The organism is Micromonospora sp. H61, assembly GCF_018070325.1.
Classification (GTDB): domain Bacteria; phylum Actinomycetota; class Actinomycetes; order Mycobacteriales; family Micromonosporaceae; genus Micromonospora; species Micromonospora salmantinae.
On the sequence record NZ_JAGPXY010000001.1, the window covers coordinates 336,331 to 352,084 of the forward strand.

Genomic DNA, 15,754 nt, shown 5'->3' on the forward strand with positions numbered 1-15,754 from the left:
TGGTGCTGTGGTCTGGTCAGATCGTCGCGGTGGTCGGCAACTCGGTCCTCCGCTTCGCCTTCGTCGTCCACGCGTGGCAGCACGGCGGTGGCGCGACCGCGGTGGCCCTCCTCGCGCTCTGTGCCGTGCTGCCGCAGATCCTGCTCGGTCCGTTGGCCGGCGCGCTGATCGATCGATGCCGGCTGCGGGTGGCGCTGCAACTGTCCGGCCTGGGCGGTCTGGTGATCGTCGTGGGATTCGCCGTCGCGACGTCCGCTACCGCGATCCCGCTGCCCGGCCTCTACCTGGTGGTCACGCTGCTGGGCGTCGCAGCCGCGTTCCAGTACCCGGCGCTGTCCTCGGCCGTGCCACTGATGGTGGGCCGGGAACACCTCCGTCGGGCGAACGCCCTGTTGGCGACCGCGCGCAGCGCGGCCGAGGTCTTCGGCCCCGCACTGGCCGCAGGTCTACTCGCCGTCGGTGGGCTGCGGAGCACGGTATGGACCAACGTGGTCGCGCTCGTCGTCGCCCTGGTGACGGTCTGGTGCGTGCCGCTCCCGGCCCGGCGCGGTCCGGCGGAGCCGGCCACCGAGCCGCGAGGCGTACTGCGTGAGTCGCTGGACGGACTCCGGCTGATGCGCGACACGCCCAGTTTCGGCGGGTTGGCTGCGATGGTGTTCATGGTGAACCTCTGCATGGTCTTCGGTCTCATCGTGACGCAGCCGATGATCCTGCGGCAGACCGGTGACTCAGCCGCGCTGGCGACGGTCATGGCCTGCTCCGGCATCGGGGGTATCGCCGGCGGACTGCTCGCCGGGGCACGAACCTGGAAGCGGTCTCGAATCAGCACCGTGAACCTGGGGATCGTCGCCGCCTGTCTCGGCTCACTCGTCCTGGTCGGCTGCGTGCGTCGGGTGCCGCTCTGGTGCGCCGGCGTGCTGGCGGGGTCGGCCGCACTGGCCGTGGTGAACACCGACATCCAGTCGATAGTGCAGACCAAGGTGCCACCCGGCACGCAGGGCCGGATGTTCGGAGCGATGCAGCTCATCGGCGACGCGTCGGTCCCCCTGGCGATGGGTGTGGCGGGGCCGCTGGCCGATGAGGTCTTCGAACCACTGGACGGGGGTGCGCCGGCCCTCGTGACCGCGCTGGCCCCGCTCGTCGGTTCGGGACCGGGCAGCGGCATGGCGGTGATGCTGCTGATCGCCGGGGTGGGCGGCGTCGCGGTCGCGCTGTGCGCGCAGGCCTGGCCCCCGCTCCGTGACATCGACATCCTCGTACCGGACCTGCCCGACGGCCGTACCGGCCATGGTGACCTCGTCGCCCGGCCAGAGCGGATGGCGTCGTGATCCCGGCCGACTCCACCGTTCCGGATGCCTTCCGCCGGGTCGCCGCCGGCTCGCCGGACGCCGTCGCGCTGATCGCCGAGGACCGGACCATGACGTACCGGGAGTTGGACGAACTCTCCGACCGACTCGCCGCCGCCATCGCGCCGGAGACCGCGCTGACCGGGCGCACGATCGGCATCGAGTTGGCACGCGGGGTCGACCTCGTGGTGGCCGAACTGGGCGTGCTCAAGGCCGGCGCAGCCTGCCTCATGCTCGACCCCGCCCTGCCGCCGCACCGCCGCCGGACCATGGGGATCGACGCCGACATCGACGTCCTGGTGTCTGACGGTCGCGATCCGGTCGTACCCCATCGGCGTCTGATCTCGCCGCGACCACCGGCGGCATCGCGCCAGCCGCCGCGGTTCACCGCGGCGCCCGACGATCCGGCCTGGGTGATGTTCACCTCGGGATCCACCGGCCGCCCCAAGGGCGTGGTCGCCACCCACCGATCGGTGACCGCGACCATCGCCGCGCTGCTGGCTCGCGGTTGCCGGCCGGGCGAGCGGTGGTTGCAGTGCGCGCCGATCTCCTGGGACGCCCACGCGCTCGAGGTGTGGAGCCCACTGCTGACCGGCGGCTCCTGTGTGCTGTACCCGGGGCGACGCATCGACCCGGCGCGGCTGGCCACGCTCTTCACCCGCTCCGGCGTGACCGCCGCCTACCTGTCGGCGAGCTTGTTCAACGTGGTCGTCGACGAGATGCCGGACGTCTTCGCGGGTGTGCACACCGTCATCACGGGCGGCGAGGCGGCCTCACCGGCGCACCTCGGACGGATCATGGCCCGGCATCCGCACCTGCGGCTCTACAACGGGTACGGCCCGGTCGAAACGATGATCTTCCAGACCCTGCACCGAGTCCGGCCGGCTGACGCCGAGGCGCCGGACGTGCCCATCGGCACCCCGCTGCCGGGCAAGCCGGTGCGGCTTCTCGACGAGCGGCTCCGGCCGGTGCCGGATGGCCAGATCGGCGATCTGTACGCCGGCGGCGCCGGCGTCGCCCTGAGCTACCTCGGCCGGCCCCGCGAGACCGCCGACCGATTCGTGCCGGACCCCGGTGGGACCGGTACGCGTCTCTACCGCACCGGCGACCGGGCCTGGCGTGACCCGGACGGATTGCTGCACTTCGCCGGTCGGCTCGACAACCAACTCAAGATCCGCGGATTCCGGGTGGAGCCGGAGGAGGTGGAGAGCGTCCTGTCCCGCAGCCCGGCCGTCGACCGCGTCGCCGTGGCCGCCGACGCCGAATCCACCCGACTGGTCGCCTACGTGGTACCGGACGCCGCCGACCCGGCGGCCGTCGAGCGGCAGCTCCGGCCGTACGCCGCCCGACACCTGCCCGAGCATCTGGTCCCCGACACGCTGGTCGTGGTCGACGACCTGCCACGTACCGCCAGTGGCAAGCTGGACCGGGCCGCGCTGCGCCGACTCGTCCCCGCGCCCGCCGGTGGATCGGCGGCGGAGGCGTCCCGGGGACCAGCCGAGTCCTTGGTCGGCCGGGTCTTCGGGGACGTCCTCGGGACCGCGTCGGTGTCCCGCACGGACGACTTCTTCGCGCTCGGCGGTGACTCGCTCCGCGCCGTCCGCGTGCTCAGCCGGATCAACGCCACCACCGGTGCCGCGCTCGACATCGCGGAACTGTTCGACAACCCGACCGTCGCGGCGCTGGCCCGGCGGCTGGACGGCTACCAACTCCGCGAGCCGGCGAGCCCGACCCCGACCCCCGCGCCGGCAGACGCCACCGTGCTGTCCCCGGCGCAGCGGCGGCTGTGGCTGCTCGACCAGGCCGGCGCGGGACCGGCGTACCTCGTGCCTATCCGCATCGCGCTGCGGGGGCCGCTCGACGCGACCGTGCTGACGGCGGCGATCCGGGACGTCGTGGCACGGCACGAGCCACTGCGCACGGTGTTCCCGGCCGAGGACGGCTCCCCCCGAGCGGTGGTGCGGCCAGCCGCGGAGGTCGACGTGCCGTTGCACACCGCCGGCCCGGACGCCGTCAGACGCGCCGCCACCCGGGCGTTCGACCTCGCCCGCGAGGTTCCGCTACGGGTCACGCTGTCACCCGGGCCGGCCCCCGACGAGCACACCCTGCTGCTCACGATGCACCACATCGCGGTCGACGGTTGGTCCCTGCGCCCGCTGCTGCGCGACCTCGGCGACGCGTACGCCGCTCGGCTGGCCGGTGGGCCGCCGCAGTGGCCCGCGCTGCCGAGCCACGCCGAGTACCACCGGGCCGAAGCCGACCGGCTCGGCGCTCCGGACGACCCTGGCAGTACGTCCGCCCGTCAGCTCGCCTTCTGGCGACGTACGCTCGACGGCCTCCGACCCCGCTCCGCGTGGCCCGTTGGCACCGGGATGAGGACCGAGCTGCGGCACCTGGACCGGACCGCCTCGGCGGCGGTGGCCGCCACCGCCGCCCGCCACGGCGTGACACCGTTCATGGTGTTGCACGCCGCGCTGGCCGTCGCGCTCCGGCGGGCGCAGACCAGCACCGACGTCGTGGTCGCCGCCCCGGTGGCCGGCCGGCACGACCCGGCCGCGGACGACCTCGTCGGTTTCTTCGTCAATCAGGTCGTGCTGCGGTGCGATCTCGCCGGCGATCCGGACATCGCCGAGCTGCTTCGTCGCGTCCGGGCCGCGGACGTCGCCGCCTTCGCTCACCAGGACATCCCGTTCGACCTGGTGGTGCAACGGTTGAACCCGCCCCGCGTCCCCGGGCGGATGCCCTTCACCGACATCGCCCTCGTCCTGCAGAACAACTCCGGCACCACGTTGTCGCTCCCCGGCGTCGAGGCGACGGTGCGCGTCGTGCGCCCCCGTGCCCCCCGGTACGGCCTCCTCGTCGAGGTGACCGAGGAGGCCGGCGGCCTCACCGTCGCCGTCGAACAACGCGACGGTACGGGCCCGGCCCTCGACGCCTCGATCATGGCTGACGGCCTGCAGACCGCCCTCACGGCGATCACCACCGGACCGGCCACCGCGCGGATCAGCACGCTGCTCGCGGCCACGGCGGAACCCACCGAGGCGCCGCCCTCCGAACCGTCTCCCACTGTGTCCACCGCCCCGGCTTCCCGGCTCGTCCGGCTGATCAGCAACGTCTGGTCCGAACTCCTGGACACGCCGGCCGTCACGCCGCATGACGACTTCTTCCGGCTGGGCGGCTCGTCCCTGACGGCGGTACGGGCGGCCGCACGGCTCAGCCGGCAGGGACTCCCCGTCTCCACGGCAATGATCTTCAGTCACCCCACGGTGTCCGCGCTGGCCAGCGCGCTGTCGCGCAGCACGGACCGACCACTGCCCCCGATCCCCCGAGCGCCCCGCCACCGAGACATCCACGCCCCGACCAAGGAAGTCGACAAATGAACCTGAGCGTGCTCTTCTTCGGTGCCGACGACGCCAGCACCGACAACGGCCATCGAGAGGCGTACGACCGCGTGCTGCGCGTGGCCTCCGCCGCCGACGCCGGCGGTTACCACGCCGTCTGGCTCCCGGAACGGCACTTCCAACAGATCGGGCAGGCGTTCAGCAGCCCGGCGGTGCTGGCCGCGGCACTCGCCGTCACCACCCGGCGCATCCAGCTACGGGCCGGCAGCGTCGTCCTTCCGCTGCATCACCCCCTACGGATCGTCGAGGACTGGGCGATCGTCGACAACCTCTCCGGCGGCCGAGCCGGCATCTCCCTGGCGACCGGCTGGCACTCGAAGGACTTCGTCCTCGCCCCGGACCGTTACGACGATCGCCGGGACCGGGTCGCCGCCGCCGTGCCGCTGTTGCGCGGCCTGTGGTGCGGAGACACGATGACCCTCCCGGACGGTGCCGGAGCAAAGGCCACCGTGACCCCTGGGCCGCGACCGATCTCGTCGACACTGCCGCTCTGGTTGACCACCTCCGGCAACCCGGCCACCTGGGAACAGGCCGGCAAGCTGGGTGTGAACGTCCTCGCGGCCACGATGGGCCAGACCCGGGCGGAGCTGGCCGGCAAGATCCGCCGGTACCGGCAGGCATATCGGGACACCGGGACCGGGCCGGGCACGGTGACGCTCATGGCCCACACGTACGCCGGCGCCGACGACGACACGGCGCTGCGGATCGCCGGACCGCCGCTGCGCCGCTACCTGCGGTCCTACCTCGGGCAGCTGGCCACGAACGGTGACCCGGCGACACCGGCCGTCGACTCCCTGCCCGAGGCGCAGCTGGACCGCCTGGTCGAGCTGGCCCTACGCCGATACGTCGACTGGGGCAGCCTGATCGGCTCCCCCGAGACCTGCGCGCGGTCGCTCGCCGACCTGGCCGACATCGGCTGCGACGAGGTGGCCTGCTTCGTCGACTTCGGAATCCCGATCGATGAGATCCTGGCCGGTCTGCGGCGCATCGCACCGGCCACCGTGGAGGTGGACCAGACATGAATTCCGCGCCGAATCGTTCCCCGCTGTCCCGCGGCGAACGCTTCCTCCGGCTCAGCAGAGAGCAACGGATCGGCGTCCTCCGCCAACTGGTCGCGGCCGGACGTACAGCGGAGATTCCGGCGGTGATTCCGCCCCTCGACGAGGACACACCGGAGCGCCTCAGCCCGGCTCAGGAGGATCTCTGGGTGTACGAGACCCTCTACCCGGGGGCGTCGCTCAACCTGTCGGTTGCCTACCACTTCCACGAGCCGGTGCAGGTCTCGCTGCTGGAACGGGCGCTGACCTGGCTGCAGGAGCGCCACGAGGTGTTACGGCTGCGAATCACCGGAGAAGCCGGCGATCTGCGGGTCGACTTTCCCGAGCGGGGGCCGTTCCGGCTGGAGCGCGTCGACGTGGCCGACGACGAGGCGGCCCGGCGCGTCACCGAGGAGTTCAGCCGGCGGCCGTTCCGGCTCGACAGCGACCAACTGATCCGCGGCTGCCACCTGCCACTGGACGAGCAGCGGTCGGTCCTCTGCCTGACGCTGCACCACATCGTCACCGACTGGTGGTCGTTCGACGTGCTGCACCGCGACCTGGTGCGGGCCTACCAGTCGCTGCGGAACGGCGTCCCACCGGATGCCGACCCACCCCTGGTCCGCTACGCGAGTTTCGCCGGGTGGCAACGGGAGCTGGAGGCGTCCGGTGTCTTCGGTGCCCAGCTCACGTTCTGGCAGCGCCACCTCGACGGTGTACGGGGCCCGCTGGCCGTCCGTGGCACTGGCGCCGCGCAACGCGGCGGGCCGGACAGCATCGCCCAGGTGCCGATTCGACTGCCAGCCGACATCGCACCGGCCGTACGCGCCTGCGCCGCGTCGCAGGGCGTCAGCGTCTACAGCGTGCTCGCCACCGCGTTCGCCGTCCTCGCGCATCGGCTCACCGGCGAACCGGACCTGCTCATCGGCACTCCGCTCGCCAACCGGACCGCCCGTGGACTGCGCGATGTCGTCGGTTACGTAATGAACGTGGTACCGACCCGCTGGCGGTTCGAGTCGACCGACACGTTCACCCGGTTGGTGAAGGACTTCGCGGCCGAGTTCCCGAGCCTGATGGTCAACGCTGACGTCCCCGTCGGACGAATCGTCGCGGCGGTGGACCCACCTCGGACGCCGGGCGTCTCGCCGCTGTTCCAGTGGGTGTTCATGTACCTGCCGCGCCGGCAGGGCGACGTCGACCTGCACACCATCAGCGAGCCACGACGGATCCACACCGGTGGCGAATACGACCTTGTCTGCATCGTGCGGGAGTCCGAGCAGGGCGACCTGGAGGGCACGTTCGAGATCCGGACCGACGCCTGCGACCCGGCCACCGCCGCGTCGTGGGCGGAGAGCTTCGCGGTCCTGCTCGCCGGTCTGGTGTCGAGTCCGGAGGCTCCGGTCAGCCGAGGGGCGTTGGTGTCCGAACCGCTCGACGTGGAGCTGGCCGAACCGGAACCGGCTCCGTCGCTCTCCGATTCGGTGGCCCGATGGGCGACCCAGCGACCGGACGCGGTGGCGCTCGAGGCCGCCGACGAGGCGTGGACCTACGCGCGGCTGCACGCCGAGGTCGACAGCGCCACGGCCCGGCTGCGCGCGGCCGGCGTCCGGCCGCACGACGTGGTCGCGCTCGCCCTGCCCCGATCGGCTGAACTCGCCGTCATGGCGCTGGCCACGGACCGGATCGGCGCCGCCTACCTGCCGGTCGATCCCGCTCTCCCCCCGGGACGGCGGGACGTGCTGCTCGCCGCCACGACGCCGGCCGTCCTGGTGACCCTGGAGGATGGTCCGGGGGCGGTCGCGACCCCGCGCCTCACGGCGCTGGCCGGCGAAGCCGCGCTGCCGAGGGTGGCGTACGTCCGGCACACCGCCTCCGGCGACCGACCGGCGACGGTGCCGATCACCCGGCACGCGCTCGGCGTGTTCGCCGCGGACCTCACCGAGCGGCTGGCCCTCACCGGCGACGACCGGGTCGCCCAGCTCAGCGCGCCGAACTGCGATCACCTGGTCGCCGGGATGTGCCTGGCCTTCACCGCCGGCGCCGCTCTGGTGGTCGGGCCCGCCGATACGGCAACCGGGACCGAGATCGGCGCGTTCCTCGACGATCGTCGGATCAGCGCCCTGCTGACCACGCCGACGTCACTGGCCACCGTGCCGGCCGCCGGCCACCCGACACTCCGGGTGATCTGTGTCGGCGGCGACGTCTGTCCGCCCGATCTGGTGCGTACCTGGGTCGCGGGCGACGTGCCACGACGGCTGCACAACGCGTACGGGTCGACCGAGACGACCATCGTGGCGACGGTCACCGATCCCCTCACACCGGGAACCGGACGGGTGCCGATCGGACGACCGACGCGGGGGACGCGGACGTACGTGCTCGACGCCGACCTGTGTCCCCTCCCGCTCGGCGTGCCGGGTGAGCTGTACGTCGGCGGCGTCGGTGTGTCGCCGGGATACCTGCGCCGGCCAGGCGGGACCACCGACCGCTTCGTCCCCGACCCGTTCGCCGGTACCCCCGAGGCACACATGTACCGCACCGGCGATCTGGTACGCCGCCGTCCGGACGGCCAACTGGACTACCTCGGTCGCGTCGACGACCAGATCGTGCTGGACGGCCACCGGATCGAACCGGAGCGGATCGAGGAGGTGCTGACCGCCCAGCCCGGCGTGACCCGGGCCCTGGCGGTGTGCCGTGACGACGCCCCGCAACGGCCCGCCCTGGTGGCCTACGTCCTGCCGCAGGCTGGTGCCACCGTCGAACCGGATCGGCTGATCGCCGCCTGCCAGGCGGCGCTACCCCGACATCTGGTGCCCGGCGCCGTAACGGTCCTGGACGCCCTCCCGCTCACCCCGAGCGGCAAGGTGGACCGCGCCGCGCTGCCCGCGCCCGACCTGGCGTCTTCCCGTCCACCGGCCGTCGACACCCCGGACGTGGAACTGTTCCGCCGGCTGTTCGCCGAGCTTCTCGACTGCGCCGAGGTCGGACCGGAGGACAACTTCTTCGCCTCCGGCGGCGACAGCATCCGCGCGATCCTGCTGGTCGGCAGGGCCCGCGCCGCGGGGCGCCGGATCACCGTCCGGCAGCTCTACACCTGGCAGACCCCGGTGGCGCTCAGCCAGGTGGCGACCGAACTGGACGACTCCCTCCCGGTAGCCACCGATGCCCCCGAGGGCGCGCTACCACCGCCCCCGATCGTCCAGTGGTGGCACGAGATCGGCGGTGACATCTCCGCCTTCACCGTGTCGCTGCGGCTGTCCATCGAGGCCGGGGTGGCCCATGACGACCTGCTGGCGGCGGTGAACGCCCTCGTCGAGGCACACCCGGCCGCCCGGCTTCGCCTGGTCGAGACCGCCGGCCCGGACTGGCACCTTCGGATCCTTCCCGTCGCGGAGACCCCGCCGCCGACGGTGGACGAATGGGACGGCACCGACCAGCCGCCGGAACTGATCGACCAGGCCGTGCACCGGATCGCGACCGGCACCCGGCTCGACCCGACCGCCGGTCGGATGCTCGCGGCGACCCGGATCGTCACCGGCGGCGACACCGACGTCCTGGTCCTCGTGGCCCATCACTTGGCCGTGGACGGCGCCTCGGTACAACTGCTGCGGGACGACCTGCTCGACCGGCTGCGCGGGCAGGCGCCACCGGACTCCCAGGGTCAGACGTCGTACCGGGAGTGGGCGCTGATGCTACGGCGCCGCAGCGGCACGATCGGCGCGGAGGTGGAACGCTGGCGGTCGGTGCTGCGGGCCCCCGGCACCCGGCTGTCCGACCGTCCGGCCAGCGGGCCACGGCGGATGGTGAACGTGCAACTTCCGGCCGGACCGACCGGCTCGTTGCTCGGCCCGGTGCTCGCGCGCTACGGGTGCGGTCCGTACGACATCCTGATGACCGCGCTGGTGGCCGCTGCCGTCAGTTGGCGTGGCGCGGGTAGCGGACTGCTGGTGGATCTGGAGGGACACGGCCGGGAGGCGCCGATCCCGGGCGTCGACGTCTCACGGACCCTCGGCTGGTTCACCACCGTCTTCCCGGCCCTCATCGATCCGGGACCGGCGGCCGTCGAGGCATTCTGGACGGCCCCCGGGGGGATCGCGCCGATGGTGCGTGCGGTGACCGCCCAACTGCACGACATTCCGCTCAACGGCCTGGACTTCGGGCTCCTGCGGTACGCCAACGCGGATACCGCCGCCGCGCTCGCCGCCGAGCCTGCGGCGGACGTCGCGCTCAACTACTACGGCAGGTTCCGGGCCACCGGGGAGGACGACACCGAGATGCTCGGTCTGGTCGACGTGGACGCCATCCCGATCCAGCACGCGCTCGAGGTGGGCGTGGTCGCGGCGATGGACGACCGGGGCCTGCGGTTGCTGACCACGCTGGCCTACCCCGCGGACACGCTGTCCGAGAGCGAGGTGACCGAGTTCGCGCGGCGGTGGTCCGCCGCCCTCGACCGGATCGCCTCGGCCGGCGGCGAGGAGGGGTCGTGACCGGCGCACCCGGGGGCGGCCCCGGCGAGGCGGAATTTCCGGTCTCGCCCGGACAACTGCGGCTGCTGGTGCTCGAACAGTTGCAGCCGGGGAGCGCCCAGTATCACGTGCCCATCGCGTTCGCGGTGGACGGTTCCTTCGACCCGGCGGCGTTCGGCCGGGCGCTGACCGCCGTGATCCGCCGACACGAGGCGTTGCGGACCAGCTTCCCGGTCCGCAACGGACGTTTCGTCCAGGCGGTCGCCGCCGAGCCGACCGTGGACGTGCGGGTGACCGACGGTTGGTCGCCGGCTGAGGTTCCGGCCGTCATGGCGGACGCGGCGCGTGAACCGTTCGATCTGGCCGACGGCCCCCTGCTGCGCTGCCGGATCTACGGCCTCACCGACGGCAGCCACCGTCTGCTGCTGGTGGTACACCATCTGGTCTGCGACGGTTGGTCGGTCGCCATCCTCCTGCGGGATCTGGCCACCGCGTACGCCGGTGGTGGCCTGGAGCCGCCGCCGTTGCAGTACCCGGACGTGGCGGTGTGGCAGCACGACCTGCTCAGCTCCGGTGGCTACGGCGAGGCCATCGCCGACTGGCGGGCTGAGCTGGCCGGCGTGCCGGACGTTCTGGCGCTGCCGGCCGACCGGACCCGGCCGCAGATCCAGTCGGCCGCGGGCGACAGCGTCGCCGTGCCCCTCGGCGACGACGTGGCCGAGCGCGTCCGGGCCGTCGCGGCCCGGACCGGCAGCACCGACTTCGCGGTCCTGCTGGCCACGTTCGGGGTGTTCCTCGGTCGGGTGTCCGGTGCCACCGACCTGCTGGTCGGCGTGCCGGTCGCGGGTCGGGACCACCCGGACCTGCAGGACGTGGTCGGGCTGCTGACCAACACCGTGGCGGTACGCGTCGACCTGTCCGGTGACCCGTCGTTCGTCGCGATGGTGCGTCGTGTCCGCGACCGGCTGGCCTGGTCGAGGGCGCGACAGGCGGCGCCGTGGACCGAGGTCGTGGCCGCTCTGGCGCCCGAGCGACGGCTCAGCCACGACCCGGTGGTCCAGGCCATGTTCTCGTACGACGACGCGGCCGGCGAGTTGGCGCTGCCCGACGCCCGGGTCCGGCGGGTCGACGCCGGCGTGACGGCGGCCAAGTCCGATCTGCTGGGCTACCTGGAGAACACCCGCGACGGTCTCTCGCTACGCCTGATCTACCGGACCGACCTGTTCGAGCCGTCGACCATGCGGCACTGGGCACGTGCCTTCGCCACCCTGATCGATGGACTGCTCGCCGCGCCCGACCAGCCGGTGGAGACCGCCGAACTGCTCGACGACGAGTCCCGCCGCATGATGCTGCGGGACTGGAACCACACCGACGAGGTGGTGCCGAACGCCCGGGTACCGGAACTGATCGCTCAGCGGGCCACCGCCCACCCCGAGCAGACCGCGCTGGTCGCCGACGGACACGTGGTGAGCTATCGGGACCTGGTCAGCCGGGCCGACAGGATCGCCGACCGGCTGCGTGCGGCCGGCACCGGTCCCGGCTCGGTCGTCGCCCTCCTCCTGCCGCGCGGCGCGGAGTTCGGGGTGGCTGCCCTGGGGGTGTTGCGCGCTGGCTGCGCCTATCTGCCGGTGGATCCCTGGCAACCCGCGCAACGCATACGGTTCATCCTGGCCGACGCGGGCGCGGAGGTGGTCATCGCCCGGGCCGACACCGCCGTCGAGGCAGCAGCCTGCGATCTTCCTGTGCTGTTGCTCGACGCGGCGGCGCGCACCGCCGGCGAGGTGTCGCGAGCGACCGCGCACCGCGGACGCCGCCCGGACAGTGACCTCGCCTACCTGATCTACACGTCCGGATCGACGGGACAGCCCAAGGGCGTCCGGGTCGGCCACCCCGCGCTGACCAATCTGGCGACCGCCGTCGCCCGTCGTCTCGGACTCGACGCCGAGGACCGCGTCCTGCAGTTCGTCTCCGTCACGTTCGACGTCGCGGTGGCCGACTACTTCATGACCTGGGTGGCCGGCGCCGAACTGCACGTCGCCGCCGACTGTGAACGGCTCGGCCGGCCACTGCTCGCCCGGCTCCGGGACGCCCGGATCACCTGGTGCTTCCTGCCACCGTCGGCGGGGATGTCGCTTCCGTACGACGAGGAGGCGCTCCCCGCGCTGAGAGCGTTCGCCTTCTGCGGCGAGCAGTGCCCGGCGGAACTGGTCGCCCGGTGGTCTCGGCCCGGTCGCCGGATCATCAACGCGTACGGCCCCACCGAGGCCGCCGTGTTCACCACCAGCGCGGACCTGACGGTCGACCGGCCCGTGGTGATCGGCCGTCCGCTGCCCAACCACCGGGCCTACCTGTTGGACGGCCGACTGCGCCCGGTGCCGGTCGGCGTGCCCGGTGAGCTCTACCTCGCGGGACGAGGGCTCGCCGACGGGTACGCCGTGCGGGCGCGGGAGACCGCCGCGCGTTTCGTGCCCGACCCGTTCGGGCCGCCGGGATCCCGGATGTACCGCACCGGCGACCTCGCCCGGTACGACAGTGCCGGCATGCTGACGTACCTCGGCCGGACCGATCACCAGGTCAAACTGCACGGCTTCCGGATCGAGTTGGAGGAGGTCGAGTCGGTGCTGTCCGGCCACCCGCAGGTGGCCCGGGCGGCCGTCGCGGTCCGGGGCGACGGCCAGCACCGCAGGCTCGCGGCCTACGTGGTCGCCGCCCGAGTCGCGCCGGGGCCGGAGTCGCTGCGGACCTGGCTCGCCGACCGGCTACCGGAGTACATGGTGCCGGAGGTGTTCGTCCCGCTGCCCGACCTCCCGCAGGGTCAGACCGGGAAGGTGGACCGCTCGCGGCTACCCGCGGTGGAGGCGGTCCGGCCCGCGCTGACACATGCGTACGTGGCCGCGGTGACCCCGATGCAACGCCGACTGGCCGAGGTGTGGGCCGCCGCGCTGGAGGTGGACCGGGTCGGCGTCAACGACAACTTCTTCGATCTGGGCGGCAATTCGATCCGCGCCCTGGCCGTCGTGGAGCGGCTCCGGTCCTGGCCGGAGAGTCAGATCACCCTGATGGACCTGTTCCGGCACACCACCGTGGCGGCGCTGGCCAGGCGGATGGAGATCGGCCCGGCGTCGGTCGATCTCGGGGATGCGCGGCGTCGTGGCGAACGACGGGCGTTGGTGCTGGGATCCGCCCGCGGCGCGGCGAAGGACAGGACGAGCGACAGGAGAATTCCGTGAACGTGACGACTGATGTGGCCGTTGTCGGCATGAGTGCTCGGTTCCCCGGCGCCAGCGACGTCGGCGAGTACTGGACGAGCCTGCGGACGGGGCGATGCTCGATCCGCCGCTTCGACGCCGAGACGCTGGCGGCCTCCGGGGTGCCGGTCGAGGAGCGACAGCGCCCCGACTACGTCCCGGCCAAGGGCTTTCTCGACGACGCCGACCGGTTCGAGGCCGGGCTGTTCGGGTTCTCCGCGCCGGAAGCGACCGTCGCGGACCCGCAGCATCGTCTGCTGCTGGAATCGGCCTGGGCCGCGTTCGAGGACGCCGGGTACGACCCCTCCCGGGCACCGGCCGCCACCGGCGTGTTCGTCGGCGGCGGTCAGTCCGAGCACATGATCGCCACGCTGGCCGACGCGGCGCTGCGCGCTCAGCTCGGCGATCTGCAACTGCGGATCCTCACCGATCGCGAGTTCCTGGCTCCCTGGCTGTCGTACCGGTTCGGGCTGACCGGACCGAGCGTGACCGTGCAGACCGCGTGCTCGACCTCGCTGACCGCGGTGCACCTGGCGGCGCGGGCCCTGCTCGTCGGCGAGTGCGACGTGGCGCTGGCCGGTGGGGTGTCGGTGGACACCCCGGCCGCGGTCGGCTACCGCTACCAGGAGGGCGGCATCTTCGCGGCCGACGGGCGATGCCGACCGTTCGCCGAGGCCGCGGCGGGCACGGTCAGTGGGTGCGGCGCCGGTCTCGTCGTGCTGCGCCGCTGGGAGGACGCGGTGGCCGACGGTGACCCGATCCGGGCGGTCATCCACGCCAGTGCGATGACCAATGACGGCGCGCTGCGGGCCGCGTTCTCCGCTCCGGGGGTGGACGGACACTCGCGGGCGATCACCGAGGCGTGGGCGGCCGCCGGCACCGTTCCGGCCCGGGCGCAGTACCTGGAGCTGCACGGGACCGGAACAGCGCTGGGCGACCAGATCGAAGCCGAGGCGGCCGGTAACGCGATCGGGTCGGGCAACCGATGTGCCGTCGGCTCGGTCAAGGGCAACGTCGGGCATCTCGACGCGGCCGCCGGGGTGGCCGGCCTGATCAAGGTCATTCTCATGCTGGAACACCGCACGCTGGTGCCGACGGCCGGGGTGGACCGGCCGATGGCGGCCGTCGAGCCGAACGGCCCCGGGCCGCTGCGGCTGGTGACCGAGACCGAACAGTGGCCGGCGCCGCCGGACGGACACCGCCTCGGCGGGGTGTCGGGTCTGGGTATCGGCGGCACCGACGTGCACGTCGTGGTGGGTCAGGCGGATCCGGTCGAGCCGGCCCCGACCGCACGGGTACCGCGCGCGGAGGTGCTTCCGTTGTCCGCGACCGGTCCGGCCCAGCTCGCCGCCACCGCCGAGCGGCTCGCCGAGGCGCTGCGCCGGCCCGGTGCCCCGTGTGTGGCCGACGTGGCGTACACGTTGCGGACTGCCCGGGCCGCGCTGCCCGCCCGGGCGGTGGTGGTCGCGTCCACGCCGGCGGAGGCCGTTGCGGCGTTGGAGCAGGTGGCGGCCGGACGTGCACCGGCTCTGCCCGGGTGGGCCAGCCACTACGCCGCCTGGGTCTCCGGCGCGGACGTCGACTGGCCGGCGACGGTGGGCCGCCGGGTCAACCTGCCGGGCACGCTGCTGCGCGGCGAGCGATTCGGCTGGCGGAGCCTGGGCGACGTCGCCACCATGCCGACGGACCGGACGCCCGAGTCGGGCCGGCCGAGCGAACAGGTGGTCCTGGCGATGATCTGCGAAGTCCTGGGGCTGGCCGACGGCGACGACCTGGACCGGTCGTTCTTCGCGGCCGGCGGGGACTCCCTGGGCGCTGTCGCGCTGGCCGGCAGGATCGGCGACCGATTCGGCCTGGACGTCGACCTCGATTCCTTCTTCGACGCCGAGAGCCTGCATGACCTGGCCGCGCGGGTGGCGCGGGACGATCGGGCCGCGTCGGACGATCTGGTCGACGCCCTGCTCAGCGAGGCCGAGACGGCGTCCCGCGCGTCCGCGTAGGCGGTTACCGGAGGTCGCCGGCACCGGTGGATGCCGCCGACACCGTGACCGCGGTCAGGACGGCCCCATCCGCTCGCGCAGGCTGACCGGCCGCAGGTCGGTCCACACCTGCTCCACATGTGCCAGACAGTCGTCCCGGCTACCGGAGAAGCCCTCGACCCGCCATCCGCGCGGGGGCTCGTGCTCAGTTGGCCAGACCGAGTACTGCCCCTCGTCGTTGCGGACCACCTGATGTGTCGGCTCGCTCTGGGACATGGCG

Annotated in this window: 7 protein-coding genes; 6 read left to right on the forward strand and 1 reads right to left on the reverse strand. The window is 73.0% G+C overall.

Translation table 11 applies throughout. From position 1 onward, the window contains the following. Positions 1 to 2 precede the first annotated feature (2 nt). The 6 genes from KBX08_RS01365 to KBX08_RS01390 are packed head-to-tail and all read left to right on the forward strand — an operon-like array spanning position 3 to position 15,495. Positions 3 to 1,328 carry an MFS transporter gene (locus tag KBX08_RS01365; RefSeq protein WP_210780667.1) on the forward strand — a complete coding sequence of 442 codons (1,326 nt, stop codon included), beginning with the start codon at positions 3 to 5 and terminating at the stop codon, positions 1,326 to 1,328. Then, entirely contained in the window at positions 1,325 to 4,726 is a 3,402-nt protein-coding gene (locus KBX08_RS01370) for a non-ribosomal peptide synthetase (RefSeq protein WP_210780668.1), read from the forward strand. Before KBX08_RS01365 ends, KBX08_RS01370 begins: the two co-directional genes overlap by 4 nt. Further along, positions 4,723 to 5,769 carry a MupA/Atu3671 family FMN-dependent luciferase-like monooxygenase gene (locus KBX08_RS01375; protein ID WP_210780669.1) on the forward strand — a complete coding sequence of 349 codons (1,047 nt, stop codon included), beginning with the start codon at positions 4,723 to 4,725 and terminating at the stop codon, positions 5,767 to 5,769. The genes KBX08_RS01370 and KBX08_RS01375 overlap by 4 nt, the downstream gene beginning before the upstream one ends. Next, positions 5,766 to 10,268, forward strand: coding sequence for a condensation domain-containing protein (locus tag KBX08_RS01380; RefSeq protein ID WP_210780670.1), 4,503 nt, complete (start codon positions 5,766 to 5,768; stop codon positions 10,266 to 10,268). Before KBX08_RS01375 ends, KBX08_RS01380 begins: the two co-directional genes overlap by 4 nt. Then, complete coding sequence (locus KBX08_RS01385; protein ID WP_210780671.1) at positions 10,265 to 13,477, forward strand: non-ribosomal peptide synthetase; 3,213 nt, start codon at positions 10,265 to 10,267, stop codon at positions 13,475 to 13,477. Before KBX08_RS01380 ends, KBX08_RS01385 begins: the two co-directional genes overlap by 4 nt. Next, positions 13,474 to 15,495: a beta-ketoacyl synthase N-terminal-like domain-containing protein gene (locus KBX08_RS01390; RefSeq protein WP_210780672.1), complete on the forward strand. Its 2,022-nt coding sequence runs from the start codon at positions 13,474 to 13,476 to the stop codon at positions 15,493 to 15,495. The genes KBX08_RS01385 and KBX08_RS01390 overlap by 4 nt, the downstream gene beginning before the upstream one ends. Before the next feature lie 54 nt (positions 15,496 to 15,549). On the opposite strand, the gene KBX08_RS01395 is transcribed toward KBX08_RS01390, so the two are convergent. Beyond that, positions 15,550 to 15,750, reverse strand: a complete 201-nt coding sequence (locus tag KBX08_RS01395) for an MbtH family NRPS accessory protein (protein ID WP_210780673.1) — start codon at positions 15,748 to 15,750, stop codon at positions 15,550 to 15,552. Between the last annotated feature and the right edge of the window lie 4 nt (positions 15,751 to 15,754).